The organism is Paraburkholderia fungorum, from assembly GCF_902833645.1.
GTDB classification, from domain to species: Bacteria; Pseudomonadota; Gammaproteobacteria; order Burkholderiales; family Burkholderiaceae; genus Paraburkholderia; species Paraburkholderia fungorum.
In genome coordinates this window covers 438,197-464,751 of sequence record NZ_CADFGE010000003.1, presented here as the reverse complement: position 1 = coordinate 464,751, position 26,555 = coordinate 438,197, and the positions used below count along the sequence as shown (strand labels likewise).

General features: G+C 61.3%; 23 protein-coding genes and 1 pseudogene. 11 read left to right on the top strand and 13 right to left on the bottom strand.

Annotation, left to right across the window (positions count from 1 at the left end; translation table 11 throughout):
• Positions 1-51 precede the first annotated feature (51 nt).
• From HWX91_RS13255 to HWX91_RS13240, 4 genes are all read right to left on the bottom strand, one after another.
• Positions 52-1,386: an amidase gene (locus HWX91_RS13255; protein WP_028194185.1), complete on the bottom strand. Its 1,335-nt coding sequence runs from the start codon at positions 1,384-1,386 to the stop codon at positions 52-54.
• Positions 1,383-2,363 (bottom strand): ABC transporter substrate-binding protein, encoded by a 981-nt coding sequence (locus tag HWX91_RS13250; protein ID WP_028194184.1) that lies wholly within the window; start codon positions 2,361-2,363, stop codon positions 1,383-1,385. The genes HWX91_RS13255 and HWX91_RS13250 overlap by 4 nt, the downstream gene beginning before the upstream one ends.
• A 70-nt stretch (positions 2,364-2,433) precedes the next feature.
• A complete protein-coding gene (locus tag HWX91_RS13245; RefSeq protein WP_028194183.1) occupies positions 2,434-3,288 on the bottom strand; it encodes an ABC transporter permease in 855 nt (284 codons plus the stop codon).
• Complete coding sequence (locus HWX91_RS13240) at positions 3,285-4,061, bottom strand: ABC transporter ATP-binding protein (RefSeq protein ID WP_028194182.1); 777 nt, start codon at positions 4,059-4,061, stop codon at positions 3,285-3,287. Before HWX91_RS13240 ends, HWX91_RS13245 begins: the two co-directional genes overlap by 4 nt.
• 578 nt (positions 4,062-4,639) lie before the next feature.
• Here HWX91_RS13240 and HWX91_RS13235 point away from each other — a divergent pair.
• Positions 4,640-5,125 (top strand): MarR family winged helix-turn-helix transcriptional regulator, encoded by a 486-nt coding sequence (locus HWX91_RS13235; RefSeq protein ID WP_030099172.1) that lies wholly within the window; start codon positions 4,640-4,642, stop codon positions 5,123-5,125.
• Complete coding sequence (locus HWX91_RS41060; protein ID WP_255246768.1) at positions 5,086-5,214, top strand: hypothetical protein; 129 nt, start codon at positions 5,086-5,088, stop codon at positions 5,212-5,214. The genes HWX91_RS13235 and HWX91_RS41060 overlap by 40 nt, the downstream gene beginning before the upstream one ends.
• Positions 5,215-5,277: 63 nt before the next feature.
• On the opposite strand, the gene HWX91_RS13230 is transcribed toward HWX91_RS41060, so the two are convergent.
• Complete coding sequence (locus HWX91_RS13230) at positions 5,278-5,712, bottom strand: winged helix-turn-helix transcriptional regulator (protein WP_042273668.1); 435 nt, start codon at positions 5,710-5,712, stop codon at positions 5,278-5,280.
• A 349-nt stretch (positions 5,713-6,061) separates the two neighbouring features.
• On the opposite strand from HWX91_RS13230, the gene HWX91_RS13225 reads away from it, so the two are divergent.
• Positions 6,062-6,865: a class II aldolase/adducin family protein gene (locus HWX91_RS13225; protein WP_028194180.1), complete on the top strand. Its 804-nt coding sequence runs from the start codon at positions 6,062-6,064 to the stop codon at positions 6,863-6,865.
• Between the two features lie 26 nt (positions 6,866-6,891).
• Here the strand turns inward: HWX91_RS13225 and HWX91_RS13220 are convergent, their stop codons facing one another.
• The 4 genes from HWX91_RS13220 to HWX91_RS13205 all read right to left on the bottom strand — a co-directional run bounded on the left by HWX91_RS13220 (position 6,892) and on the right by HWX91_RS13205 (position 12,542).
• Complete coding sequence (locus HWX91_RS13220) at positions 6,892-7,920, bottom strand: LysR substrate-binding domain-containing protein (protein ID WP_127837970.1); 1,029 nt, start codon at positions 7,918-7,920, stop codon at positions 6,892-6,894.
• A gap of 2 nt (positions 7,921-7,922) precedes the next feature.
• A complete protein-coding gene (locus HWX91_RS13215; RefSeq protein WP_028194179.1) occupies positions 7,923-9,257 on the bottom strand; it encodes an MFS transporter in 1,335 nt (444 codons plus the stop codon).
• Positions 9,258-9,422: 165 nt separating this feature from the next.
• Positions 9,423-11,000, bottom strand: a complete 1,578-nt coding sequence (locus HWX91_RS13210; protein WP_244144064.1) for an MFS transporter — start codon at positions 10,998-11,000, stop codon at positions 9,423-9,425.
• Between the two features lie 129 nt (positions 11,001-11,129).
• A complete protein-coding gene (locus tag HWX91_RS13205) occupies positions 11,130-12,542 on the bottom strand; it encodes a DHA2 family efflux MFS transporter permease subunit (protein ID WP_028194178.1) in 1,413 nt (470 codons plus the stop codon).
• 231 nt (positions 12,543-12,773) lie between these two features.
• Between HWX91_RS13205 and HWX91_RS13200 the strand changes: the two genes are divergently transcribed.
• Positions 12,774-13,478: a TetR/AcrR family transcriptional regulator gene (locus HWX91_RS13200; RefSeq protein WP_028194177.1), complete on the top strand. Its 705-nt coding sequence runs from the start codon at positions 12,774-12,776 to the stop codon at positions 13,476-13,478.
• Positions 13,479-13,523: 45 nt separating this feature from the next.
• Here the strand turns inward: HWX91_RS13200 and HWX91_RS13195 are convergent, their stop codons facing one another.
• Positions 13,524-14,741, bottom strand: coding sequence for an MFS transporter (locus tag HWX91_RS13195; protein ID WP_028194176.1), 1,218 nt, complete (start codon positions 14,739-14,741; stop codon positions 13,524-13,526).
• Positions 14,742-14,854: 113 nt separating this feature from the next.
• Positions 14,855-15,289, bottom strand: coding sequence for a winged helix-turn-helix transcriptional regulator (locus tag HWX91_RS13190; protein WP_028194175.1), 435 nt, complete (start codon positions 15,287-15,289; stop codon positions 14,855-14,857).
• A gap of 157 nt (positions 15,290-15,446) precedes the next feature.
• Between HWX91_RS13190 and HWX91_RS13185 the strand changes: the two genes are divergently transcribed.
• From HWX91_RS13185 to HWX91_RS13170, 4 genes are all read left to right on the top strand, one after another.
• Positions 15,447-16,445: an aldo/keto reductase gene (locus HWX91_RS13185; protein ID WP_028194174.1), complete on the top strand. Its 999-nt coding sequence runs from the start codon at positions 15,447-15,449 to the stop codon at positions 16,443-16,445.
• A 16-nt stretch (positions 16,446-16,461) separates the two neighbouring features.
• Positions 16,462-16,773, top strand: a complete 312-nt coding sequence (locus tag HWX91_RS13180; protein WP_028194173.1) for a high-potential iron-sulfur protein — start codon at positions 16,462-16,464, stop codon at positions 16,771-16,773.
• Between the two features lie 76 nt (positions 16,774-16,849).
• On the top strand, positions 16,850-17,299 hold the full coding sequence (locus HWX91_RS13175) for a (2Fe-2S)-binding protein (RefSeq protein WP_028194172.1): 450 nt from the start codon (positions 16,850-16,852) through the stop codon (positions 17,297-17,299).
• Complete coding sequence (locus tag HWX91_RS13170) at positions 17,299-19,563, top strand: xanthine dehydrogenase family protein molybdopterin-binding subunit (RefSeq protein WP_028194171.1); 2,265 nt, start codon at positions 17,299-17,301, stop codon at positions 19,561-19,563. The genes HWX91_RS13175 and HWX91_RS13170 overlap by 1 nt, the downstream gene beginning before the upstream one ends.
• A gap of 100 nt (positions 19,564-19,663) precedes the next feature.
• Here the strand turns inward: HWX91_RS13170 and HWX91_RS13165 are convergent, their stop codons facing one another.
• Both HWX91_RS13165 and HWX91_RS13160 read right to left on the bottom strand, forming a co-directional pair.
• A complete protein-coding gene (locus tag HWX91_RS13165; protein ID WP_028194170.1) occupies positions 19,664-20,275 on the bottom strand; it encodes an ankyrin repeat domain-containing protein in 612 nt (203 codons plus the stop codon).
• Positions 20,276-20,341: 66 nt separating this feature from the next.
• Positions 20,342-21,826 (bottom strand): catalase, encoded by a 1,485-nt coding sequence (locus HWX91_RS13160; RefSeq protein WP_102857561.1) that lies wholly within the window; start codon positions 21,824-21,826, stop codon positions 20,342-20,344.
• Between the two features lie 735 nt (positions 21,827-22,561).
• Here HWX91_RS13160 and HWX91_RS13155 point away from each other — a divergent pair.
• From HWX91_RS13155 to HWX91_RS13145, 3 genes and pseudogenes are all read left to right on the top strand, one after another.
• Positions 22,562-23,488, top strand: a complete 927-nt coding sequence (locus HWX91_RS13155; RefSeq protein ID WP_028194168.1) for an ABC transporter substrate-binding protein — start codon at positions 22,562-22,564, stop codon at positions 23,486-23,488.
• A complete protein-coding gene (locus HWX91_RS13150) occupies positions 23,488-25,137 on the top strand; it encodes an amino acid ABC transporter permease/ATP-binding protein (protein WP_028194167.1) in 1,650 nt (549 codons plus the stop codon). Before HWX91_RS13155 ends, HWX91_RS13150 begins: the two co-directional genes overlap by 1 nt.
• Positions 25,138-25,204: 67 nt before the next feature.
• Positions 25,205-26,488 (top strand): annotated as a pseudogene (locus HWX91_RS13145) (acetamidase/formamidase family protein); the annotation flags it as partial.
• Positions 26,489-26,555: the final 67 nt, after the last annotated feature.

Here is a 26,555-nt window from a genome sequence, read left to right as displayed (position 1 = left end):
CTACGGCTTTCGCATGATCACTTGATACTGTTGTGCACAACGAAGCCGGCCTCAGCGAGACGCAACCGCGATGTTCCAGCCGGTTCTGCCTTCCACCCACTCGGCAAGCGACAGCAACGCGGCATCGTGCTGACCCGCCCCGACCAGTTGCACGCCAAGCGGCAGCCCCGCCGGACCGAAGTTCACCGGTAACGTCACCGCCGGCACGCCGAGGAAAGTCCAGGGTGCGCAGAACGCCGCGTCGCCCGTATAGTCGAGCCCGCGGGGCGCCTCGCCCGATGCCGGCGCTACCAGCAGCGCATCCAGTCCGGCTTCTTCGGTGAGCCACCGGTCGAAGCGAAGCGCCATCTGTACCTGCAATGCCTTCGCTTTCGCATACTCGGTCGCGGGCAATGCCCGGCCTTCCGCGACCAGAGCCTTGATCGGCGCGCTGACAAGATCAGGTGAACGATCTATCAGTTCGCCGTGTACCAGCGCTGCTTCAACTGCGACGAGGATCGAAGCATGCCGGGCAGCGTCGAACAGTTCGGCCGGCACGTCCGCACCGACGATTTCTGCGCCGTCAGCTCGCAAACGTAAGGCGAGCTGATTCAGCACGTGTTGCTGCGCTTTATCGATCGCCCCGCCGATCTGCTCGCGCAACACGCCGATACGTGGCGGCCGCTTCGCCGCGTCGCCCGGGTCTTTTCTCTGGCGACCGGTATGCGAGGGGTGGGGATCGTCCGCATCGCTCCCCGCCAGAACCGACAGCACATGAACTGCATCGGCGACATTGGTGGTGAAAACGCCAAGATGATCGAGCGACCCTGACAACGGCAACACGCCGGTCCGCGCAATCGTGCCGTAGCTCGGCTTTACCCCAACCACACCGCAATACGCGGCGGGGCGGATGACCGATCCGAACGTCTGCGTGCCGAGCGCGAGCGGTACGATGCCGGCCGCAACGGCCGCGGCCGAGCCGCTCGATGAACCGCCAGGCGTGTGATTGCTGTTCCACGGGTTGGTCGTGGCGCCTGGCTGACGCCAGGCGAATTCGGTGGTGACCGTTTTGCCGAGCACCGTGGCACCGGCTTCGCGCAAACGGGCGACCACCCATGCGTCCTTGTCGGGCCTGCGGCCTTCGTAGGCCGGCGACCCGTACGCAGTGGGCATGTCGGCCGTATCGATCAGATCCTTTACGCCGACAGGGACGCCCGCGAGCGGTGCGTGGGGAGCGGCGCGATTGATTACCGGCGCCGCCGGCAGATGGATGAACGCTTGCAACTCGGGTTGCAGCCGTTGTGCCGCATCAAATGCCTGCTGGACAGTCTGATCGATGGTGCGGGTTCCCGCGCGGATCGCGTCGCGGATTTCGCGGATGGTGGGGGAGGGGGAAGAATGGTTCATTTTGCGGCTAGTGCTTGATGAATGTAGTTCTGCACGACGAACGTGCTGTAATTCGGCTGCTGCTTCAAGTTGCCGAGCGAGATCTGCGTATCCATTGCCACCGTCAGCGCTTTCGGGGTGATGTCGACGTTCCTCGGATATACGCCTTCGTTCAACATGCGCTTCACCGCAGCGTTGACGATCTCCGGATCGAGGCCTGGAAACTCACGGCGGGCGATCGCCAGGGTTTCCGTGGGATTGTTCTGCATGAAGACGAGTGCCTGTTCCATACCTTTCACGAACCGCGCCGCCACATCGGGGTCCACGCTCCTCTTCGCCGAGATGGACGAGAATGCGTATTCGCCGTACAACTTCGGAAAGCCGAGCACCACCTTCATGCCTCTGGCAACGGCCTGATCAAGGCCGGGTTCATACATCACCGCAACCTTGGACTGGCCGGCAACCAGCGGACCGATCTCGGAGCCGAGCGGTACCTGGGATAGTTTTACGTCAGCGGGCGACATGCCGTTCTCTTTCAGCAACTTGAAGAACAGCGACGTGCTGGTCGTCGGCATTTGTCCCGACACGACTGTCTGGCCCTTCACGTCCTTGATACCGGTGAATTTGCTATCCGGCGTAGTGACGATCCACACCGCCGCGCCGTTCACAACGTTGGCGATCACATCGACATCCGCGCCTTTCTCGGCGGCGACCGCGGTCCATTCGGGACCATGCAGCGAGAAGTCCGCACTTCCCGACAATACTGCCGACAACGCCGCGCTCGGACTGCCCGCAGTCTGCTTTGTCACGTCCAGCCCCTCCCTGGTGAAGAAACCGCCGTCGATGGCGACGTAAAGGGGCAGATACAGCATCGACTGGAAAGCCTGCGAAATAACGGCTTTTTTGTTGGCGGCGAGGACGGGCGTTGCGATGGTGGCGGCCGAAACTGCGACTGCTGTTGTCAAAGCAACCAGCATTTTTCTTGCAAGGATTGCCATTTTTCAGGTCCAGAGAAAGGTTAGATTGACGGGCAAAAAGCAAACAATTCGAGCTTGAGTGGCGATGGCGTCAAACCCGTAGCGTCGGTGCATTCGATATCTGTCGCCACGGCAGCAGCTTGCGTTCGACCAGGTCAATCAGGAAATACAACACGAAGCCGATCGCCATCAGCACGAAGAGGCCGGCCCACACGGTGTTCAGGTCGTAAAGACTCGAGGCGGTAAAGATCATGTGGCCGAGCCCTTTCTCTGACGAAATGAATTCCCCCACCACTGCGCCCACCAGACCAAAGCCGATATTGATGCGGAACGTCGAGATCACGTAAGGCAGCGTGAACGGGATAACGACCTTCAGGAACACGTCGTTTTTGTTCGCACCGAGCGTGACGAGCAGCGCCTGAAGATCAGGATCGGCTTCTTTCGCCGCCTCGTAAGCGGCTATCAGCGCGACGATCGCTGTCAGCGAAATTGCCAGCGCAACTTTCGAAACCAATCCAGTGCCGAACCAGAGAATCACAATCGGGGCGAAGGCGATCTTCGGCACGCTGTTGATCGCGACGATAAACGGCTCGATCAGTCGTGCGACGAATGGCGAATACCATAGCGCGAGGCCGCAGACCGAGCCGACCGCCGTGCCGAACAGAAAGCCGAGCATCGCTTCGAACATGGTGTAGCCGATATCGACGAAGAGGTCGCCTGATTCAGCGGAGCGAGCGAGAGCGTCGTAGATTTTCGTCGGCGAGCCGACCAGGAAGTTGGATACCCAGCCAAGCCGCGCGGCGCCTTCCCATATCGCAAAGAATGCAATCACGGCGACGAGCTGCAGGACTGTGCGTCCCCATCCGGTATTCAGAATGGGGCGCGAATGCGTCTCGTTGCGTGGCGCCGACACTTTCGTGCTATTGATGGATGCGGAATGGTTCATGCTGCCTTCACCTCGGTCTGGATATCGAGTTCCGCGCACAGCGCGTGAAAGTAACCAGAAAAGTTCGGATCGCTGCGCGCACCGATCGGCGTGCGCGCGCCGATCTCGATGTCATAGACCTTCTTGACTTGCGAAGGCCGTCCGCCCAGTACCACCACACGCTTCGATAGCGCGACTGCTTCGTCGATGTCGTGCGTGACCAGTACGACCGTCTTGTGGAACGTCTCGACCGCTTCCATCAGCACGCCTTCCAGATACAGCCGGGTCTGATAGTCGAGCGCCGAAAACGGCTCATCGAGCAGGATGATGTCGGGATCATTGATCAAGGTGCGGATCAGCGCGACGCGCTGGCGCATGCCACCGGACAGCATGCGCGGATAGGCATTTTCGAAACCCGCGAGGCCGTAGGTGTTCAGGTATTCCATTGCCGTTTCGCGCGCTTGCGCAGCCGGCATGCGGGACAACTCGGGACCGATCAGGACGTTCTGCAATACGGTGCGCCACGGCAACAGCAGGTCACGCTGCATCATGTAGCCGACTTTGCCGCGCAAGCCGGTCACCGCTTGCCCTCGATAGACGATCTCGCCGCTGTCGGGTTCCAGGAGGCCGGCGATCACGTTGAACACGGTCGTCTTGCCGCAGCCCGACGGGCCGATGATGCTGACGAAATCCCGTTCGTTGATGTCGAACGACAAGCCACCCAGCACATCGACCGATCCATGTTTGCCGGAGAAGGATTTTCGAATGTTTCGCAACGCTAATTGAACTGACATGCTGATCCTCGTGCTGAACCTGAATCACTTCTCTTGGTTTGCGTGACCGCTCAGGGCAGAGTGGGCACACGGTTTGTCGACGATCTGGAAGGACTCGACCGGGGAGTTTTGTTGCTGGATTCGTCGGTTGCCGACGACATATAGATGCAAATCGCAACAATTGAAATATTCACATTGATTGGAATTGCATAAAGCATGCCATCGATCGAAAACCCTGTATGCAAGCGCGAATCGGGTATTTTCAAGCCGACGTGAACCCACTACCATGGTCGGAAAGAGTGCGGATGCGCGCAAGGAAGGTGCAGCGGGCACAACGAAATCGGCCACGCACTACATCAGGGCTAAACGCCATGGTCGTCGGCGAAGGGCCGTTGAAAGGAACTTGGGATTTTGAGTCGGTGCGAGAATCGGCTAAAAGTTGATGTGTCGTACCAACGTGGCTACATCAGAAGATTCATGCCGCGGGCAGAGGACATCTGGCGATGTTGCCATACGGTGATAAGTTCCGTGCGGGAAACGCGTAAAATTCAAAAGTTGTGGTGTGCAGCTAAATCAGAGTATGGGAATAGGAGAACAGCATGTCGAAGGCGCCGTATCCAAGACTGGAGCATCTGAATTTTCGCCTCGACGTACTCAGTGAGTTGGCCAAGGGCGTGGCGTCTGGCCTTTACGAAGCCGAATGCGATGTCACCCTGCGCGATTTGCGCGTGCTGCGCTTCGTCGGTATGCAGCCGGGTATCTCTCTCGGTCCGCTCATCGAGCTGACATATCTTGAGAAGACGCTGGTTTCAAAGCTGGTGACCACGCTAGCCAACCGTGGCTTACTGACGCGTTCTACCGGCACGACGGATGCACGCGTCATCAACCTGAACTTGACCAGGAAGGGCAAGACGATCGTCAGCAAGTGCGATCGGATCGGCAAAATGTTCGACGAGCAGCTCATGTCCGTTCTGTCAACGGAGGAAAAGCGAGTGCTGTTTCACTGCATCGACAAGCTGACGGAACACGTTGAGGAGGGCGGGGAGTGGACAGTCCCGCCGGCACGACGCAAGCGCACAGCCTGAATCGCGACACCGGGGCGACGATGGCCGAGATTTTGCATTCGGCAGGGCGGCTCAACGAGATCATGGCCGAGATCGCCGCGGCGCCGTAAGAGCAAAGCGTCGGCATCAAAGCGCCGCGCGCCTTCACAACTCACAAGTTTCAACCTCGCGGTCTAAAGAGTCGCTCCGTTGGGTGAGCGCGAGGTGTTTACCCGCTTTTCTCCGCGATCGAACTGCAGCCGCGCCGCTTCCATTTCGCTCATGTGACTTTCCGCCCAATCCCAGATTCCGCAGATTTTGTCCAGAAGGCTGCTTCCCAGCGGTGTCAGCCGATAGTCGACACGCGGCGGTATCACCGGATGCACGTGGCGCGAAACCAGGCCGTCGCGCTCGAGTTGGCGCAACGTCTTCGTGAGCATCTTCTGACTGACGCCACCGATGTGTTCGCGCAGGCGTGAAAAACGCATCTCGCCGTCAGTCCCAAGTGCATCGATCACCAGAATGGTCCACTTATCGGCGATCTGCTCGATGATGTCGCGCGCAAGATCATCGGTTTTCTTTTGCGCGTTTTCGTCGGCGCAAAGCGCATCGTCGCAATGTGTTTCCATGGGGAAAGTGTGGGGCCGCGAGGTGTTTGGTGGTTGCCTGATGTGGCTGACGTGTATGTCGACCTGGTGGGTAATCAGCAGGCCTCAGTTAATCGGACAGCATCCGACTTGGGCTCGGTTTGTCAAAAAACGAGTATCGCATGACTACCGAAACACTTGCGATTGAATTTTCATGTACACCATGTTTCATGACCCGGCGCCGGACGCTTCCTTGCGTATCTGGACACCACGGTCGAATCACGAGGCGGCGCGTGTGAGCGCAAGAAGCGACCTTGTGACAAATCGTCGATGGACGGTGTCGTCTATGCACACGAAAATCAAGGCTCAGACCAGCACCAAGGAGTAAGTCATGGGCCATGCGGAAGTCCGCGAGTTGCACATTCCGAAACCAATCGGCGGGCGCTTGCCGGAGCCGCCGGTATTCGCCAGCCTCGACGATGAACGGCAACATCGCAAGCTCAAACTGGCTGCGGCATTTCGCATCTTTGCGCGATTCGGACTGGCCGAAGGCATAGCCGGGCATATCACGGTGCGCGACCCGGAGTTTCACGACCGGTTCTGGGTCAATCCGTACGCACAGCATTTTTCGTCCATCCACCCCGACGATCTCGTGTGTATCGACGAGGATGCCAACGTTTATCATGGGACCGGACCCGTCAACGCCGCTGCCGCGGCGATTCACTGCGGCATCCACGGCGCGAATCCGAACGTCGTTGCCGCAGCCCATACACACACGCCTTCCGGCCGCGCGTTTTCAGCGCGCGCACGGCTTCTTGCTCCGCTCAATCAGGAAGCCTGTCTCTTCTACGACGATCATGTCCTGTTCCGAGGCGACGTGGTCGTGCTCGCCACTCAAGAGGGTCGCCGAATCGCGCAGACAATGGGCACCAAGCGCGCCGCCGTTCTGCTCAATCATGGCTTGCTGACTGTCGGTTCATCGGTCGACGCCGCGGCGTACCGTTTCATTGCAATGGAGCGTTGCTGCCAGGTGCAGTTGCTGGCCGAGGCGGCGGGTCCCATTGAGCCGCTATCGGACGAGGACGCGCGGACCACGCACGCGCAACTGGGGTCCGACTACGTCGCGTGGCTCAGCTTCCAGGGGCTCTACCAGCAACTCCTGCGCGACAGCCCTGATCTGCGCGAACTCGCTTGAACACGGACGTGCTCATACCGCTGGCCTCAGTTTGGCGCAAGCGTCGCTTCGAAGGCTGCCGTTCGGTCGAGCCGGCAGCCTTCGCGATAGTCGCGCACGGCGGCGCATAGCCATCGATCGAAGCGTTTAAGCGGCTCCCAGTCACGTTTCTGCTCGGGAAATGAGTAGTAGACAGTCTCCGGATTCGGGATCGAATGAGGATGCACCTGGACGAGTGCACCGCTGCGCAGCTCCCGTTCAATCAGGATGCGCGGAAGCAAGGCCACGCCCAGTCCTGAAATCGCGGCGTTGATTGCCATGATGAACATGTCGTAATGCTGGTCCGCCGCACGATGTTCGGTGAGCTGCGTGGACGCGCTTTCGGACCATGCAAGCCACGCGCGCGGAAGATCGCGGGTGTGGATCCAGGGCAGCGCACTGATCTTTTCACTGCTCAGGCTATCGTGCCCGCCGCTCAACCCGGGCGCACAGACAGCCAGAATCTTATCGTCGCTCACAAGCGGTTGTCCGGGCATAGCGGGCCATAAGCTCTGCCCGAAATAGATCGCGGCATCGAAGCTTGAATTGTCGAAGAACGTCGGCTGGTCGCGCCCCATGATATGAAGTTGCAGGTCCGGGTTGGACTCGTAGAAGTCACGCAGGCGCGGAATCAGCCATTGAGACGCGAACGTGACGCCGACGGCCAACTGGATCTTCACTTCGCTTTGCTGGCGCATCAGCTCGAGCGTATCCCGGCGAATCTGGTCGAGATGAACCCGAATTCTCCGCGCGTACTCTGCGCCAGCAGCGGACAATACCAGGCGCTGACGCACGCGCTCGAACAGGGCGATGCCCAGATGAGCTTCGAGCTCGTTGACCTTTTTGCACACTGCGCCATGCGTTTGCGACAGCTCGATCGCGGCTTTCGAAAAACTTTCATGGCGCGCGGCGGCTTCAAAAGCTTGCAGCGCACTGAGACTGGGGACACCGCGGCGCATCGAGAATCCTTGCTGGCGAAAGGAAATGGGCAATGGGTCCCTCGATGATAGTCCTAAGGACAGCGAGGCGCCGGCCACGCTTATTCACTGGCAAGCTGCGGCCGGCTGATTTTTCGCCGACGCGTTTCGAGCAGCGTGACCGTGATCGCGGCGAGCACCATCGTCATGGCGATGCCCACAAACGCGAGGATAAATGTGCCGGTCGTATCCTTCACCCATCCGATGAAATAGGGCAGCAAGAATCCTGACGATACCCCGATGCTTGTGATTAGCGCGATGCCGGCCGCTGCGGCGCGATCGGTGAGGATACGACTCGGCAATTGCCAGAAGGTCGTAATGCTGCAGAAGCAGGCCGCGGAGCCGATCGAAAGGGCAATGATCGATTGGTAGGGAGATTTCAGCAGCAGGGCTACCGAGAGTGCGGCCGCGCACACCAGCAACGGGCCGGCTACGTGCCAGGCGCCGACCTGGTGGCGACTCACGACGCGGCCCCAGATGAGCGTCGCGACAACGGCCACGCCGAATGGAATCGCTGTGATCAGTCCGATATCCACGAGGCTGTACTTCACCCCGAAAGTGCTTTCAAACGTTTTAACGACTTGCGGCAGGAAATAGAGCAGGCCGATGATGCCGGCGTTGGTGCCGAAGTAGACGACACCGAGCGCCCAGACTTTCGGATTGCCGAGCGCTTTCCAGGCGCTCGACGGCGAGGTGGTGGCCGCCGCCTCGGCCCGTTCGGCAGCCAGCGCCGCGGCGATTTCGCTCTTTTCCGCAGCGGAAAGCCAGTGCGTGCGGGACGGGTCGTCCGTCAGCCGGAAATAGACGATCCCGGCCAGGACGATTGCAGGGACCCCCTCCAGCAGAATCATTGCGCGCCAGCCGGTGATGCCGAACACATTCGCATGTGCCATCAGCCAGGTGGACACCGGTGCCCCGAGCACGCCGGTTAGCGGGATTGCTGTCACGAACAGAGACATCATCCATACGCGGTTGCGCGCCGGCATCCACAGCGTGAGGTAATACACCATGCCCGGAAACAGGCCGGCTTCGAACGCGCCGAGAAAGAAGCGGGCGATATAAAGCCAGCGGGAGTCAGGGACGAAGCTCGTCAGCGAGGAGAGCAGACCCCAACTGAGCAGAATGCGCGTCATCCACAGCCGCGCGCCAAACCGATGCATGCACAGATTGCTCGGCACTTCGAACAGAATATAGCCGAGAAAAAACAGGCTTGCCGCGAAGCCGTATTGCGCCGTCGTCATGTGGAGTTCGGCGTTCATGGTCAGCGCCGCATAGCCGATGTTCGCGCGGTCAAGCTGGTTCGCGATGTACATCACGATCATCAGCGGCGCGAGCCGCCAGGCGATCCGCTTCATCAACCGATCGGAAATCGCAGGTTTGCGCGGCCCGAGATCCATGGCTTCCTCCAGATTTACGCGTTACGGAATCCTCTTGAGGATGATTAAGCGCCCTGACCAAGGGTACGACAATGCACGAAAAATATTGACTTTGTGAGGAAACGTCACAGACCGGGGGCGCGAGGCGGGCGCATGACGCATCGCCAATTCACCTCGAACGTGTTCTCAATCAACCGCCCCTTCGCCGCCCAGAAGCGCGGGACCGGCGTCGGTCGGGCTCGTGGCGGATGGCGTGCGACCGAGAAATCCAAGCACGACGAGCGCGGAGGCCAGTGTGATCGCCACGAGAATGTGAAGCAGGATACGGAATGCGCTGTCGTATGCCTGCGCGAGAACGGGCTGCCCCAGCGCGGGCAGAAGAGCGATGGCCTGAGGGAGATCGCCGGTTGCCACGCGCTGGGCGGCTTGCGCGGCGGCCTCGCGCGAAACGGACGGGAACGCTGCGAGTGCGTCGGATAGCCGTAGACGCGTGAGGACCGCCAGCACCGCGCCGGCAATTGCGAGCGTCATGCCCTCTCCGGCTACACGCGTCGTGCTGAAGATGCCGGTTGCCATGCCCGCGCGTTCCTTTGGAACGACACTGACTGACAAGCCATCCATCAGGCCCCACGGCAGACCGGCTCCGACTCCGATGATGAACAGCGGAAGTGGCAGGCTGCCGGATGGCGCGTCAGGCGCGATGCCACTGAACCAAAGCATACCGAGCGCCGCGATGATGAGGCCGGCCGCTGAAATGACGCCGGCCGACATCCATCGCGTGAGCAGTGCCGCCGTGATAGGAACAAAGAGCATCGGCGCCGATAGCGAGAGCATCATCAAGCCGGCGTCGATCGCAGAATGTCCTTCAATTCCGATAAAGCGCGTAGGCAAGACCAGAAGCAGCGTAACGTAACAAAATGCCGTCGCTAGCGGGAGCGCCTGCACACCCACGAAGCGCGGATAGCGAAACAGCGACAGGTCGAGCATGGGCCGGGAAGCACGCCTTTCGATGTGGACGAACGCGATGAACATCGCTACGGCGCCTGAGAACAATCCAATAATGAGAGGACTCTCCCAGCCGCTTTCCGGGCCTTGCAACAGCCCGAACGTGAAGAGTGTCAGCGCGGCGGTGAAGCTGGCGGCGCCAGGCCAATCGAGACCCGTGGCACTCGGGTCGTACGATTCTCTTAGCTTCGGAACGCCGAGTGCAAATCCGGCCAAGCCGATGGCGGCATCGACCAGGAAGAACGAACGCCAACCGAACGTCTCCGTGAGAAACCCGGCGAGTAGTGGGCCAAGCGCCAAGCCGATACCGAAGGTGGTGCCGAGCATGCTGAACGCGCGGGCGCGCCCAGGTCCGTCGAACTCCTGTGCGAGTGCTGCCGACGCACCGGCCAGCACAAACGCGGCGGCAATGCCCTGTAGCGCGCGCTGAAAATCGACCCACAACAGGGTCGGCGCCGCGGCGATCCCAAGTGACGTCAACGCGAAGAGCACCACGCCAATGGCGAATACACGCTTTCGTCCGAACAGGTCGGCAAGCGCTCCCGAGGCCATCAGACTGCTGCCGAAGCTCAGCATGAAGGCGTTGAGAATCCAGTTGACCGCCACCGGACTGCCTCCCAGGGCGGTGCCGATGGACGGCGCGGACACGGCCGCACCGCCGAAATTCAGCGGCAGCACGAGCACGGCGATGCAAATGCCGACGAGAATCAACATCTGTTGCGAGGCGCTACGGGCGACCGCTGCGTCTACTACTGGCAAGACACCAGTCGAGGCGGCCGGTCGTCCTGGGCGCGGGGTAACGCTTTTTTCCTGCACGGACTATCTCTCTGTTCAACTTTGGCGGTGATGCCCATCACGGCATGCGGAATCACACGGTTCAATTCGGCGCTATCGCGATGCGGCCCGCCTATGGCCACTCACCTCCCGGCCTGCATCCGGTTCTATGCCGATAAAGTAGAGGACCGAGAACAGCACCAGCACAGCCACTAGCAGGAAGGCCAGGCGGAAATCGGCCAGCGAGAGCTGTGCGTGATTGCCATGAACCAGGACCGCAACGTGTAGCGCGATCGCGCCAAATGCGATGCCGAGGCCGATGGTCATCTGCTGGACCATACTGAAGAATGTGCTCGCAGAACTCATCCGCGCCGGTGGGACGTCCGCGAACGCGAGCGTGTTGATGCTCGTGAATTGCATCGACCGGCACAGCCCGCCAACCAGCAGCACCAGCATGATCAGCGCGCGCGACGTGTCCGGCGCAAGCAGGCTGCACAAAGCAATGGTCGCGGCGGTAAGCATTCCGTTGACGATCATGACCTTGCGAAAGCCAAAGCGTTTGAGGATCGGCGTGGTGACGGTCTTCATGCCCAGATTGCCGGCCGCGTACGCGAGCACCAGCAAACCCGCAGCAAACGCATTCATCCCGAAGCCGAGCTGGAACAGCAGCGGTAACAGGAAGGGGGAGACGCTAACCGATACGACATACAACGAGCCGCCGTCGAGGGTCACGCGGAACGTCGGAATTCGCCAGGGCGAAAGATCGATCAGGGGATGGTCGGCGCGGCCGAAATGCCGTATCGCCAGGATTGCGGCGGCAAAGCCGCAGATCAGCGCGGCGGTCGTGATGCGCCAGTCGCTATGCAGTTGCCCGATCAGGACCATGCCGTACATCAGGCAAGTCAGCGCGATACCGCTCAGCACGAACCCCGACACATCGAAGGGGCGGCGAGTGGGTTCGCGGTAGTTCGGAATGAACAGGACGGTGAGCACCAGACCCAGCAAACCGATCGGTATGTTTAGCAGGAAGATCCAGCGCCAGTTGAAATAGGTCGAGATAAAGCCGCCCAACGCCGGACCTAACACCGGTGCGGCGAGGCCGGGCCACGTGATGTAGGCTATCGAGCGCATCAGGTGACGCTTTTCGGTGCTGCGTAGCACGGCGAGGCGGCCTACCGGCACCATCATCGCGCCGCCGATTCCCTGCAGGATTCGCGCAATGGTGAATTCGACGAGGCCGTTGCTCAGCCCGCAAAGTATGGAGGCGCCGGTGAACACGATGATCGCGCCACCGAACACCGAGCGTTGCCCAAAGCGGTCCGCCACCCATCCACTGATTGGAATGAAAACCGCGAGCGCCAGCAGATAGGCCGTCATGCCGATACTCAGGCTCACGGACGTGACGCCGAATGTGGCGGCCATGTGGGGCAGGGCGGTCGCGATCACCGTCGCATCCAGATTCTCCATGAAATAGGCACTGGCGACGATCAGCGCGATGATGACTGGCTGGCGGCTTGACAAAGACATGGGCGGAAAACGGAATCCGGTTTGTGCGACAGGCGCTCAAACGCTTCGGATTGAGCGGTTTGCGGTCGTCGGCAATCAAAGATGGAGCTCGGTTCGCGGCAGCCTGAGATAATGGATGGCTGCGTCCGGGTGCCTGGCGAGACTCTTCCGCGTACCCGGACGATATACTCTACCAAACCATAAGTCGTCATGTGAAGACTTATTTTAGAAATCGATGGACACGGGAGCGTTATGAAGGCCAAATCCAAGGATGTTGCAGAGCCGGGCAGCAAGACCGCGGCGGGTCGCGCGCCGACCAGGCGGCCGATGAAGAAAGCACCGCAGCGTCTGCCGCGTGCCGAGCGTCAGGCGCGCGTGCTGGAGAAGGCCGCCGAATATTTCGCCGAGCACGGCCTGAACGCGCAGACGCGCGCGATTGCCGAGGCTTGCGGCGTGTCGCAACGTTTGCTGTATAGCCTGTTCCCTAGCAAGGCCGCGTTGATCGACGAAGTTTACAAGCGCGAGATTGTGGGAACCTTCAAGGCGATGTGGTTTGTTCAGTTGAAAGACCGCAGTGTGCCCCTTGAAAGCAGGCTGAATACTTTTTACCGCGAGTACTACGACACGCTGCTGACGCGGCAGTGGCTTCGCCTGTTCCTTTACTCGTCACTTGAAGACTTACAAATGGCGCCGACGTACACGAACGCCGTTGTGACCCATGCGCTCGAGATCATCGTCACTGAGACGGCGCACGAATTGGGACGCGGCGTACCGGCCGATCCGGCTCATCTGACCGAGGTCGGCTGGCTGCTGCACGGCGCGGTATCCCACCTTGCAATTCGCCGCCGTATCTATTCGAACGACAACACCACGCCTAGCGACGCGGTGATTGCGATGCACGTGCGCGCCTTCCTCACGAGTGCGCCGGCGCTGCTGCCGGCCCTGGAAAGCGCCTGAGCGTGATGTGCCGGCGGCCTCGCCTCGCGCGGAAGAGCGTCGTGCTCAGTCACCGATTGCTGCGGCGTCCCGTTCCCGCTTCACCTGTCCGCGTATCAGCAGGAGCAGCGCGATGAGAACAAGGACGATCGTCAGGCCGACAAAGAGCAGCGTCGCGCGTTGAATGTCGGCGAGTTGCACGGCGATGCCAAGGCCGATCACGGGGAGCGAAATCGCCACATAGAGCACCACGAAAAAGCTGGACGTGACTTCCGCTCGCCGGTGCGCAGGCGCCGCGGACGCGATCTCGCCTAACCCCGCTCGGAAGCTGATGCCTTGCCCGATTCCCGCGAGAGCGGTGCCGATTAAAAGCGCGCCGAGCGAGCGCTCCGGCACGCACAGACCGACACACATCAGCCCCACGACGAGTCCGATGCAGCCGGCCGCTTGCCGCCACCGGGCAGCAATGATCGTCTGCACGATCTGTCCGAGGGCGGAGCACGCGAACAGCAGGAACACAATGGATCCGGTCACGATGCCGCTGTGAAAGCCGAGCACGCCCCGAATCAGTTGAGGGGCGACCGCAGCGAAGAATCCCACCACGACAAAACCGGCAAACCCGGCCAGCGCGGCGGGGATGAACGCACGGCGTACCTCGGCTGGAAGCGAAATTTTCTGGATGCCGAGCTTTACCCGCGGGGGAGTCGTGGCAGTCTCCGGCACGCTGAAAACGGCGAGTGCGGCGACGCCGACAAGCGCCAGATGCACCACATAGGGCAACTGCATCGGCCTGCGAAATAGTTCGACGAGGATGCCGCTTAGCAAAGGACCGCAACCCAGCCCGAGCATATTGGACGCCGTGGCCGCGAGCATGGCTTTGCCGCGCCACGCGGGTGGCGCGAGCTCGATCACGGCGACGGTGGCGGTTCCTGTGAAGATGCCGGCAGAGATTCCCGACAGCAGGCGGCCCAGCATCAGAAGCGCTAGTCCGTCGCTGAGCAGGAACGTCAGCGCCGAGGCGGCCGACGCACACAGACCCGCCAGCAGCATGCGACGACGGCCCAGCTGATCGGACCAGTTGCCGATCAACAGTAGTGCGCCCAGCACCCCGGCTGCATACGAGGCGTAGATCACGGTGATGACGGTTGGCGAAAAACCGAACTGCAGTTGGTAGTACCGATAAATTGATGTCGGTAGCGTCGTACCCATCATGTTGATCGCGAACGCCAGCGCGACGGCCAGAAATGCGATCGGGGATTGCGGTGCGCCAGAAGCTGTTTTCATGAAACGTCCCAACGGTTGCTCGAAGATTGCGCGCAATTATGGGTAATTTCTCGCGGTCTTGCTGGCGGCTCGACAGCGGCGGTCAGCTTCGGCTTCGCATGAAGGCGGCGACGCTAGGCGCTGGGTGCGTCACGCGGACGCAGGTAATCGACCCGCTTTTCGCCTCGATCGAACTCGCGTCGCGCTGATTCCATTTCACCCATATGGATTTCGACCCAGTCCCAGATTCCGCAGATCTTGTCGAGCAGGCTGCGCCCCAGTGGCGTTAGCTGATAGTCGACCCGCGGCGGGATCACCGGATGCACGTAGCGTGTAACGAGGCCGTCACGCTCGAGTTGCCGCAGTGTCTTGGTGAGCATCTTTTGGCTCACACCCTCCACCACTTCGCGCAGACGCGAAAAACGCATCTCGCCATGCGTGCCGAGTGCATCGATGACGAGGATGGTCCACTTGTCCGCGATCTGCTCGATGATGTTCCGCGCCAGGTCGTCGGTTTTTTTCTGCGGGTTGTCTTGCGCGTAAGCGCTGTCGTAGCAATTAGTTTCCATGGGGAAAGTATGAAACCGTCAGGTGCCTTCTTGTGATCGCCGGATGCCGCTGAAATAATCGGCTCGCTTGCCCGTCCGCGGGGCGCGCCGCCATTTGTCAGATCGCACTCGACCCGGATGTGGTGCCTTACGTAGTGCATTGATTAGAGAGCTTCACATGACTATCGAAACAATCGCAATTGAAGGTTTAACGACTCCCGTCTCCCGCATCGGCCTCGGTACCTGGGCGATCGGCGGCTGGATGTGGGGCGGCACCGATGAGAAAGACTCGATCGCGGTAATCCGCCGGGCGCTCGATAGCGGTGTCAATCTGATCGACACCGCGCCAGTGTATGGCTTCGGCGCTTCGGAGGAGATTGTCGGCAAAGCGCTGGCCGATGGTTATCGGCACAAGGCGGTCATCGCGACCAAGGTCGCTTTGGAATGGCAGGATGGCGCGGTGTTCCGCAACTCGTCACCGGTGCGCATTCGTCAGGAAGTAGAGGATACGCTGCGGCGCTTGCGGACAGATTACATCGATCTGTATCAGGTTCATTGGCCCGACCCGTTGGTACCGATCGAACAGACCGCTGCGGTGCTCGACGATCTGCGCAAGGAGGGCAAGGTGCTGGCGCTGGGCGTCAGCAACTTCTCGCCTGCGCAAATGGACGCGTTCCGGCGTGTGGCGCCGCTGTCGGCCACGCAACCGCCGTACAACCTGTTCGAGCGCGATATCGACCGTGACGTGCTGCCGTATGCAAAACAGCATGGGCTTGTCGCGCTTGCCTATGGGGCGCTCTGTCGCGGGCTGCTGGCCGGGCGCATCGGCGTCGACACGCGCTTCGAGGGCGACGATCTGCGCCAGCGCGACCCGAAGTTTTGCGAGCCGCGTCGCGAGCAGTACGTCGCGGCGGTGAAAGCACTGGACGTGTTCGCACGCGAGAACTTCGACAAGTCGGTGCTCGCGCTGGCGGTGCGCTGGGTGCTCGATCGCGGCCCGACGATCGCGCTGTGGGGTGCGCGTCGTCCGGCGCAACTCGACGGGATTGAAGACGTGTTCGGCTGGCGCCTCGACGAGAAGGCCTTCGAGCAGATCGACGCGATTGTCGCGCAGTTCGTCAAGGACCCCATTGGGCCGGAGTTTATGGCGCCGCCGCGCCGCGTGCAGTTAGCCTGACGAGGTGCCATCCGACATGCGAACCCATCGACGCACCTTCCTGATCCATTCAATCGGCGCCACAGCGCTCGCGATCACCGGTCGCTACGCGTGGGCGGCGCCTTCTCAGCTTCAGGAGAGCGATCCCGCTGCGCAGGCGCTCGGGTACAAGGCCAATGCAAACCAGGTCGACCGCACGAAATATCCGCATTTCAGCGACAACCAGCGCTGCGCGAACTGCCAGTTCTACCAGGGCAAGCCAGCTGACGCCAACGCGCTCTGCGCGCTGTTCGGCGCGAAGCAGGTGAGTGGCGCCGGATGGTGCAAGGCCTATCAGGCCAGAGCATGAACGGCGTGCGCAGGTAAGGCGATCGCGAGGCAGCGCCCGCGAGTGTGACGCGCGTCGACAAACAAGGAGTGAACCGATGGAACTGATTGTGAATGGCGTTCATCACAACGTCGACGCCGACGCGAACATGCCCTTGCTATGGGCGGTACGTGACCTGCTGGGGCTGCATGGCACCAAGTTCGGCTGCGGCGTAGGTGCATGCGGCGCGTGCACCGTACATCTGGATGGCGTGGCGGTGCGCTCGTGTGTTACGTCGCTGGCGGACGCACAAGGCAAGCCCGTGACGACGATCGAAGGCTTGGGGAACGGCGGCGAGCATCCCGTGCAGCGAGCGTGGAAAGCCGCGAATGTTCCGCAGTGCGGCTACTGCCAACCTGGCCAGATGATGCAGGCTGCGTCGCTGCTCAAACAGACGCCGAAGCCGAGCGACGAGCAGATCGTCGAAGCGATGTCCGGCAATGTCTGCCGCTGCGGCACCTATCAACGCATCAAGGTTGCCATCAAGGCCGCAGCGGAGCAGGCGTAATGAGCGAGATCGTCAATCTGAGCCGGCGCCGGGTACTGAAGGGCACCCTGGCAGGCGGGGTGGTGCTCGGCCTGTATGTCGGCGGCACAGCAACGGCGTTTGCGGCAAGCCCGCTCGCCTCGGCAAGCAGCGTCAAAACAGTGTTTGCGCCGAACGTCTATGTGTCGGTCGCGCCGACTGGTGAGATCGTGCTGGTTGTGCATCGTTCCGAGATGGGCACCGGCATCCGCACCAGCCTCGCGATGATCCTCGCCGACGAACTCGACGCCGACTGGAACACCGTCAAGGTGGTGCAGGCGCAAGGCGATGCGAAGTACGGCGACCAGAATACCGATGGCTCGCGCAGTATCCGCCAGTTCTTCCAGCCACTGCGCGAGGCAGGCGGTTCCGCGCGGCAGATGCTGGTGGCCGCCGCCGCTTCGAAATGGCGCGTCAGCCCGGCGAGTTGCCGGACCGAGCCCGGCCACGTGGTGCATCCGGCGAGCGGGCGGCGCCTGTCATACGGCGCGCTCGCGCAGGCAGCCTCACATCTGCCGGTGCCCGGCCGCGACACGCTGCAGTTGAAAAGTGAGGACCTGTGGCGCTATATCGGCAAGTCGCTGCCGATCGTCGATCTCGACGATATCGTTCATGGCCGCGCGACGTACGGCATCGATGTCGTGTTGCCCGGTATGACGTATGCGTCGGTCGAACGGTCGCCTGTGTATGGTGCAACACTCAAAAGCGTCGACTCGACTGAAGCGACGAAGGTGCCGGGCGTGCTTCGCGTGGTGCGCATTCCTGCCGCGCCGCTACCCGCAGGCTTCCAGCCGCTCGGCGGCGTCGCGGTGATCGCGACCAACACGTGGGCCGCCATGCAAGGGCGCCAGAAGCTGAAGCTCGAATGGAACCTCGGGCCGAACGGCACGTACGATAGCGGGGCGTATCGCAAGGCGCTTGAAGACACCGCGCGGCAGCCCGGGAAGGTCGTGCGCAACAATGGAGATACCGCAGGCACGTTGAAAAACGCTGCAAAACACGTATCGGCAGACTATTATGTGCCCCATCTGGCGCATGCGACGATGGAGCCGCTCGCTGCGACTGCATCGTTTGCAAACGGCGCAGTCGAGGTCTGGACCGCGACGCAAAATCCGCAGCAAGCGCGCACGACCGTCGCACAGGTGCTCGGCCTGCAAGAGCAGGCTGTGACGATCAACGTCACGTTGCTCGGCGGCGGCTTCGGCCGCAAGTCGAAACCGGACTATGTGGCCGAGGCCGCGTTCCTGGCGCGCGAAGTCGGTGCACCCGTCAAGCTGACGTGGACGCGCGAGGACGACATACGTAACGACTACTTCCATGCGGTGTGCGCGCAGCACATGGAAGGCGGACTCGACGCGCAGGGCAGGACGATTGCGTGGTTGCACCGGAGCGTGTTCCCCTCGATCGGTTCGACGTTCACACCAGATGTGGTCTATGGTTCGGCGGGCGAACTGGGGCAGGGTGTGACCGACATGCCCTATGAGGTCGCCAACGTGCAGTGCGAAAACGGGGCGGCGCAGGCGCATACACGTATCGGTTGGTATCGCTCGGTGTACAACATTCCGCACGGCTTCGCGCAAGGCTCGTTCGTCGACGAACTCGCCGCTGCTGCAGGCCAGGATCCGGTGCAGCATTTGCTCGCGCTACTGGGCAGTCCGCGCCATGTCGATCTGCATGCGCTGGGAGTGGACTATCCGAACTACGGCGCGTCGATCGACGAGTATCCGATCGATACCGCGCGCTTTGCCGCAGTGGTCCGCGCGGCGGCGGTGCGGTCGAACTGGTCCGCCGCGTTGCCGGCTCGTCATGGGCGGGGTATCGCCGTTCACCGCAGCTTTCTGACGTACGTCGCCGCAGTCGCGCAGGTGCAGGTGGCCGACGATGGCTCGGTGCGCGTGACGCGTGTCGATCTGGCAATCGACTGCGGACGTATCGTGAATCCCGATCGCGTGATCGCGCAGTTCGAGGGCGCGGTGGTCATGGCACTCGGCAATACGCTATACAGCGAACTGACGTTCAGTAGCGGCGCAGCCGATCAGTCGAACTTCACAGACTATCGTGTCGCCCGGATCGACTCCGTGCCGGAAACTCACGTGTATATCGTGCCGAGCGCTGCGCCGCCCGGCGGTGTCGGCGAACCGGGTGTGCCGCCGACCATGGCCGCGATCTGCAACGCGATCTCCAATGCTGTCGGCACGCGGGTTCGGGCGTTGCCGGTCGATAGCGCGCTCCTGAAGCGGGCGTGATCGGCGAATGGCCGGATGGGGAGGCGAGCTTGTGCGGTGTCGCGATCACCTGTTCTGCTAATAGGCGATGCGCCGTGAAATGCGGCGCATCGCCCAGGTCTCAGTGTGTCGCGCCGACTCGGCGTAGCGCTTGCTCAGCAGCCGGATTGTGTTGTGCGATCGCCATTTGCAGCGCGGTCCCGCCGCGCGCGTCGACATGATTCGCGTTGGCGCCGTGTGCGACGAGTACCGGAATCATATCGAGTCGGCCGAATAGCGCGGCAAACGACAATGCCGTTTCCCCCGCGTTATTGGTTTGATCGATGTCGCAATGCGTGTCGAGCAACATCTTTGCAATATTCGTCTCGCCTTTGAAGAGCGCCCCCATCAGCGCCGTATTGCCGTGCCGGTCGGCCGCACAGGCGTTGGCGTCCGCAGAAAGGAGCGCCTTCAAGGTCTCCGGGTGATTGTCGTATGCGCTAAGGATCAGCGCGGTATAACCTTCGGGCGTGGTTGTCTCGAGCGGGAAATGGGCATCGATCAACGCCTGAACAATATCCGTGCGCCCCGCACGCGCCGCGGCAAACCAGTCTTCGGTGTAACTCGGTGTGGCCGTCACGGCCGAATAGGCGCCCGACTGATACACATGCGCACAACTCGCCGTGACCATTGCGCTGAGGGCGGTTGCCGCCACGGTCCGAACAAGGCGCCGGGTAGCAGATGAACATCGCATTGCATTTCTCCGCAAGGAATCTGATTCAATCGGACGGGGGCTTGTCTCGGCAGGCCCCCGCGTGCGTTAGTTGTCGCTGAGGTGTGCCGCCGCATCCTGCACGCGCGCGACATCCGCGTGTATCGCCCGCGCGAGGCGGGTGCCATAGTCGGTGTCGGCTTTATAGAAGTACGAGAGCATCGTGTACTTGTTCGCGTCGTTGGTTACGCGGCCAAGGTCGCCCGAGAGCGACGTGATCAGATCCGCCTTGTCAGCCTCGGACAGCGTGCGGTAGTACTCGCCGGCCTGACGGAAGTCGAGCGTTTTGTGAATCGCTTTTTGCTGGGTCGTTCCCTGCAGCGGCGTCTGCACGGACTTGTACGTATCCTGCTGTGCGATTTCGGCGATTCCGGATGGCTCGTAGTTCACCTCGCCTTTTCGATCTCCCTCGTTCATGAGACCGTCCTGGTTGTTGTTGTAGACCGGGACGATGGGGCGGTTGATCGGCAACTGGTTGTAGTTTGGGCCGAGGCGATACATCTGCGTGTCGGCATAGGCGAACAGGCGGCCCTGCAGCATTCGGTCCTCTGAAGGCTCGATCCCGGGCACGAGCCGCGACGGCGCGAATGCCGATTCTTCCGTGGACTCGAAATAGTTATCCGGAACGCGGTTGAGCGTCATTGTGCCCACCTTCTGTTCGGGGATGGAGGTGGGCCATACCTTCGTGTCATCCAGCGGATCGAAATCGAACTTGTCCAGATCCTTCGGCGAGAGGACCTGGATGTAAAGGTCCCACTGCGGGTATGAATGTGCCTTGACCGAGTTGTAGAGGTCATTGGTCATCAGATTCCAGTCCGCGCCGATCGAATGCGGGATATCCTGGGGGCGAATGCCCTGGATACCCTGGCGGCTCTTCCAGTGAAACTTGACGTAGTGAACTTCACCTTTCGCGTTGACGAACTTGAAGGCGTGCACGCCGTAGCCGTCCATGTGGCGATACGAATCCGGCATGCCCTCGTCTGTGTAGAGGTGCGTGAGCATGTTGGTTGCTTCGGGCGTATGGGCGAAAAAGTCGAACGCCAGATTCGGATCCTGGACGCCGGTCACTGCCGATGGTTTGTTCGCATGCACAAAGTCAGGAAACTTGATGGCGTCGCGAATGAAGAAGATCGGCCAGTTGATGCCGACCATGTCCCAGTTCCCTTGCTGCGTGTAGAACTTGATAGCGAAACCACGCGGGTCTCGTGCCTGCTCGGGCGAGCCGCGATAGCCCATCACTGTCGAGAATCGAACGAACACCGGGGTCTTCGATCCAGGCTTGAACACCTGGGCAGTGGTCAGGGCGCTGATGTCCGTGGTGGGCACGAATTCGCCAAAGATGCCCGTGCCCCGCGCATGCACGACGCGCTCGGGTATGCGCTCGCGGTCGAAGCGCTGCAACTTCTCAATAAGATGGGAGTCCTGCAAAAGAACCGGACCTTCGGGGCCGGCAGTCTGGGAGTTCTGGTTGTCGCCGACCGGTGACCCGCTATCCTGGGTCATATCCACAGCGTACGCGGGTTGAGCCAGCATCGTTGCTGAGACGATCGAGAAAATGCTTGCAGCAATCTGTGTCTTCAATACTTTCACTTTAAGTTCCTGTTTCAGGGGGAAACCGGAGTGATCCTATTGCTCAGTCATTTCCTTATCCAATCTCTTTTTCCTATCATTTCGATAGCGGCAGAATTTAATTAGGAAATCGACGAAATTAAAGAGAGTGAAAGCCTGCCGCCGGTTCATTGCTCCGTGAGGCGCGACGGGGGGATTCAGAAATTCGCTGCCCCTGTAGGCCAATTTATCGTTGGACGGCCCAGTGCTGCACGTTTCGTACGGTTCGAAAAATTACAACCCGATTGAGTATTTTTATGCATGGGGTTATGAGTAATTTGGTAATTTTCATTGTGATTTCATAAAGTGCCAATTGTTCCATTAATCAAGTTAATTGCGGTTTGTAATTGCGGGAAATGGCTATTCTTTTAACGCACCGGGTAAGGGGGCGGCGACGTTGGTTTAAGCGCAAGAAGGTCGAGTTTTCCAGCGATGAGAAGCAGGACCATGCGGATCGTCCCGCAGCGGGCGTTTCCTTGTGCCTTACGTACGGCGGTCGTGAAGCGCGACGCCGTTGCCATCGAACTTCACGCCCGTACAAGCATTTGTGCGCGCTGGGACAAGTCCCTGGAATTTCGTTCACATACTCTCGCGCTGGTGCGATGCAACAAGGCGTACATCGTGTGGGCCATTGTCATCTGCCGCTTAGGGAGTTCAGTGATGTATACCAATCTTGTCGATCATGGGTATCAAGTCCGGCGCGCGGGCGGTGTTGCGCGGCACTGGCGCGAGCTGGTTCTTGGTGCGGTCTGTCTGCTGACGCTGCTGGTGTCGGGCCACGCAAAGGCTGCCGCACCGGCGCCTGCCGAATGCGCGGCGCTACAGGCGAAATACCCACAATTCAAGGGCAAGACGCTGATCAACGCGATCAACCCGCACACGCCGGGCTATGAAGCGCTGGACCCGAATGACCCGAGTAAATATGTCGGCTTCGACATCGACCTCGGCGAAGCAATTGGCAACTGCCTCGGCTTCAAGATGGCGTACAAGCCGGTCTCGTTCGCAGCGCTGCTGCCGACGCTGCAAAGCGGCCAGGCGGACATCGTGATCTCCGACATGTATGCGACCGAAGAGCGCGCGAAGGCGGCGGACTTCGTCACGTATTCGAAGGTGTTCGACGGCGTGCTCGTTGCGAAAGGCAATCCGAAGAAGATCAGCGGCATCAACCCGACGATGTGCGGCACGATTGCCGCCGAGAACACCGGCTACGTTGAAGTGCCGCTGATCCAGAATCTTGCGCCGGCCTGCAAGGCGGCGCACAGGCAGGAAGCGTCCGTGCAGCTGTATGACAACAACGCGAACGCGATCCAGGCGATTCTCGCAGGCCGCGCCGACACCTATATCAATGACGTGAACACGGTGGACCAGGCGGTCAAGGCGTATCCGAACCAACTCGAAAAGGCCAGTGCGGTAACGCTGCCGTATTCGATTGGTATCGCCGTGCCGAAGACCAATCAGGCCATGCGCACAGCCGTGATGGCAGCGCTCGTCGCGATTCAGAAGGCCGGCATCCAGGCCGACTTGCTGAAGAAGTGGTCGCTCGGCGTCGAGAACCTCGAAACCCCCAAGCTGGTGGCTTCGAACTGATGAATCTGTTTCTGCACTATCTCGGCCTGCCGTATCTGCTTAGCGGCATCGGCTTTACGATCGAGGTCACGGTCCTCGGGCTGGCGGGCGGTCTGATCGTGGGGCTGGTGCTCGCGAGCATGCAACTGAGCAAGGTGGGGCCGCTCGCCGCTATCGCGCGTGGCTACACGGTCATTTTTCGCGGTACGCCGCTGATTCTGCAACTCGTGTTCGCGTACGACGCGTTGCCGCACATCGGGTTGAAGTTGAGCGCGATCGGTGCAGCGGGTCTCGCGCTCGCGGCGAACGAGGGGCCGTTCATTGCGGAAATCCTGCGCGCGGGTGTGCTCGGTGTCGACCGTGGACAACTGCTCGCGGGGCAGGCGCTCGGCATGACGCCGACCGTGCTGCTGCGCCGCGTGATCGCGCCGCAGGCGATCCGCACGATGATACCGGCGCTCGGCAACGAATCGGTCAGCGCGCTGAAGAACTCGTCGCTGGCATCCGTGATCGCGGTCGACGAACTGACGTTGCGCAGCACCCAGCTCGCGTCGTCGACGTTCGATTTCTTTTCGATCTTCTTTGCGTCCGGGCTGATGTATCTCGTGCTGACCGGCGCGATCGCCGCGATCCAGTTGTTCGCAGAAACCGCGCTCGATCTCGATCGTAGCCCGTCTGGACGCTTTGCACGGCTGCTGCCGTGGCGCCGAGCCCGGATGACGACGAACCCGCCCCGCGCGGGCGTGTCGTTACCCGCCGATGCGTTGCCCGAGCCGACGCCGTCGCACGGACACCTGCCAGAAGGGGGTAACGGGCGTAACGGACGCAACGGACGTGACGCTCACGCAGAGCGCGCGCAGCGCTACGCGGCGCTCCAGAAACAGAGTCCGACCGTGCAGGTGAAGGGGCTCAGCAAGCGTTACGGCGAGCAGACGGTGCTCGACGGCTTTGACCTCACCGTCCGCTTCGGCGAAGTTATCGCGCTGCTTGGGCCGAGCGGATCGGGAAAAAGCACGCTGCTGCGCTGTATCAATCACCTGGAGCAGTGGGATGCGGGGGAAATCCGCGTCGGCGGCAAGCGCCTGGGTTTTCGGGTCGATGGTCAGCCGATGACCCAGGCCGATATCGCCAACGAGCGTGCGAGTGCGGGCGTCGGCATGGTGTTCCAGCATTTCAACCTGTTCAGCCATCTGACGGCATGCGAGAACATCGCGGGGCCGCTGCGCTGGGTGCACGGCGTGGCGCCTGCCGATGCCGAGCGTAGAGCACGTGAGCTGCTCGAACGCGTCGGCCTCAGTCATCGCGCCGACGCGTTGCCGCGCCATCTGTCCGGCGGCCAACAGCAGCGCGTCGCGATCGCCCGCGCGCTTGCGCCCAATCCTCGCGTGCTGCTGCTTGACGAACCGACGTCCGCGCTCGACCCCGAGCTGCTCGGCGAAGTGCTCGACGTCATCCAGCGGCTCGTGGACGAAGGTGGTCTGACGATGATCATCTCGACGCACCAGTTGCGCTTCGCCGATCAGGTCGCCGATCGCGTCGTGTTCATGAGCGGCGGCGCGGTGGTCGAACAGGGGCCTGCGCACGACGTGCTCACACGCCCATGCCATCCATTGACGGCGCGATTCCTGAGCGTGATGGGTGCCGACGACCGGCTCGAAGTCGCGTCCTGACGGCGCGCGCCATTCTGCATTGCCCGGCCCTTTGTGCCGGGCGCCTTACGAGGTTCGAACTACCATGAAGCACCATACTTTGCCTGTGTCGCCGGAAACGGTTCATTGGGGATACTTCAGCAAGAAAGTCGCGCCCGCGCTGACGGTGCGCTCCGGCGACCGGATCACGATCGAGACGCTGACCCATCATGCGAACGACGATCACGAGCGGATGGTCGCGGGCGACCCCGGCGCCGAAAGTATTTTTCGCTGGACCCGCGAGCACAAGGCCATGCCGCGCCGTGGCGCGGGGCCAACCGAGGGACCGTTTACGTTCGGTTCCGGCGAAGGTGTCGGCGTGCATCTGCTGACGGGGCCGGTCGCAATCGAAGGGGCCGAGCCCGGCGACGTGCTCGAAGTGCGGATACTCGACGTTCGGCCGCGGCCGAGCTGCAATGCGTGTTATCGCGGCCGCTGTTTCGGTTCGAACGTCGCAGCATCATGGGGCTTTCACTATCACGATCTGATCGAGGAGCCGAGGCCGCGTGAAGTCGTGACGATCTTCGAGCTCGACACGTCGGGCGAGCCGTTCGCACGCGCGGTCTACAACTACGTGTGGACGCCGCAGACGGATCCGGACGGCATCGTGCATCAGACGATCGATTATCCCGGCGTGAAGGTCGACCATGCGTCGGTCAGGAAGCGGGAGAACATTCTGTCGAACGTGAAGGTGCCCGCCCGGCTGCATTTCGGCACCATGGGACTCGCGCCGGCGGAGCTCGACTATGTCAGCTCCAATCCGCCCAGCTACACCGGCGGCAATATCGACGACTGGCGCGTCGGCAAAGGGGCGCGGATGTATTACCCGGTCGCTGTCGAAGGCGCCTTCTTTTCGGTCGGCGATCCGCATGCGGCACAGGGAGACAGTGAGCTCGGCGGCACTGCGATCGAAACCTCGCTGACCGGAGACTTCGAATTCGTGCTGCACAAGAAGAACGACCTGGGCGGCACGCTCCTCGAAGGCCTCACGCACCCGATGCTGGAAACCGAAGACCAATGGTCGGTGTACGGCTTCACCTTCCCGAACTATCTGGCGGAACTCGGCCCGGCCGGACAGATCGAGGTGGCCCAGCACGCGAGCGTCGACAAGGCGATGCGTGACGCGTTCCGCAAGCTGCGCCGCTTCCTGATGACCGTGCACAGGCTGAGCGAGGACGAGGCCATCGCGTTGATGTCGGTCGCCGCAGACTTCGGCGTCACCCAGGTCGTCGACGGGAACTGGGGGGTGCATGGCTCGATCCGCAAGAACGTTTTCGTCAGCGGGCCATCAATGCAGTCGGCATGCGATGGCGTGAATATTGCTCCGCGATGACCAGCCCGCCTTTTTTGAATCCATCGAGGTGCAGCGGGTACCTGTGACGCGTTCGCGCTCAGGCATC

Bases quoted from the DNA above. Each gene is read 5' to 3' on its own strand.
- HWX91_RS13225 (WP_028194180.1), top strand. From the start codon at position 6,062: ATGGGCCATGCGGAAGTCCGCGAGTTGCACATTCCGAAACCAATCGGC.
- HWX91_RS13160 (WP_102857561.1), bottom strand. From the start codon at position 21,826: ATGCTGGCTCAACCCGCGTACGCTGTGGATATGACCCAGGATAGCGGG.
- HWX91_RS13235 (WP_030099172.1), top strand. From the start codon at position 4,640: ATGTCGAAGGCGCCGTATCCAAGACTGGAGCATCTGAATTTTCGCCTC.
- HWX91_RS13215 (WP_028194179.1), bottom strand. From the start codon at position 9,257: ATGGATCTCGGGCCGCGCAAACCTGCGATTTCCGATCGGTTGATGAAG.
- HWX91_RS13170 (WP_028194171.1), top strand. From the start codon at position 17,299: ATGAGCGAGATCGTCAATCTGAGCCGGCGCCGGGTACTGAAGGGCACC.
- HWX91_RS13195 (WP_028194176.1), bottom strand. From the start codon at position 14,741: ATGAAAACAGCTTCTGGCGCACCGCAATCCCCGATCGCATTTCTGGCC.
- HWX91_RS13200 (WP_028194177.1), top strand. From the start codon at position 12,774: ATGAAGGCCAAATCCAAGGATGTTGCAGAGCCGGGCAGCAAGACCGCG.
- HWX91_RS13245 (WP_028194183.1), bottom strand. From the start codon at position 3,288: ATGAACCATTCCGCATCCATCAATAGCACGAAAGTGTCGGCGCCACGC.
- HWX91_RS13240 (WP_028194182.1), bottom strand. From the start codon at position 4,061: ATGTCAGTTCAATTAGCGTTGCGAAACATTCGAAAATCCTTCTCCGGC.
- HWX91_RS13230 (WP_042273668.1), bottom strand. From the start codon at position 5,712: ATGGAAACACATTGCGACGATGCGCTTTGCGCCGACGAAAACGCGCAA.
- HWX91_RS13205 (WP_028194178.1), bottom strand. From the start codon at position 12,542: ATGTCTTTGTCAAGCCGCCAGCCAGTCATCATCGCGCTGATCGTCGCC.
- HWX91_RS13190 (WP_028194175.1), bottom strand. From the start codon at position 15,289: ATGGAAACTAATTGCTACGACAGCGCTTACGCGCAAGACAACCCGCAG.
- HWX91_RS13250 (WP_028194184.1), bottom strand. From the start codon at position 2,363: ATGGCAATCCTTGCAAGAAAAATGCTGGTTGCTTTGACAACAGCAGTC.
- HWX91_RS13150 (WP_028194167.1), top strand. From the start codon at position 23,488: ATGAATCTGTTTCTGCACTATCTCGGCCTGCCGTATCTGCTTAGCGGC.
- HWX91_RS13180 (WP_028194173.1), top strand. From the start codon at position 16,462: ATGCGAACCCATCGACGCACCTTCCTGATCCATTCAATCGGCGCCACA.
- HWX91_RS13155 (WP_028194168.1), top strand. From the start codon at position 22,562: ATGTATACCAATCTTGTCGATCATGGGTATCAAGTCCGGCGCGCGGGC.
- HWX91_RS13185 (WP_028194174.1), top strand. From the start codon at position 15,447: ATGACTATCGAAACAATCGCAATTGAAGGTTTAACGACTCCCGTCTCC.
- HWX91_RS13255 (WP_028194185.1), bottom strand. From the start codon at position 1,386: ATGAACCATTCTTCCCCCTCCCCCACCATCCGCGAAATCCGCGACGCG.
- HWX91_RS13175 (WP_028194172.1), top strand. From the start codon at position 16,850: ATGGAACTGATTGTGAATGGCGTTCATCACAACGTCGACGCCGACGCG.
- HWX91_RS13165 (WP_028194170.1), bottom strand. From the start codon at position 20,275: ATGCGATGTTCATCTGCTACCCGGCGCCTTGTTCGGACCGTGGCGGCA.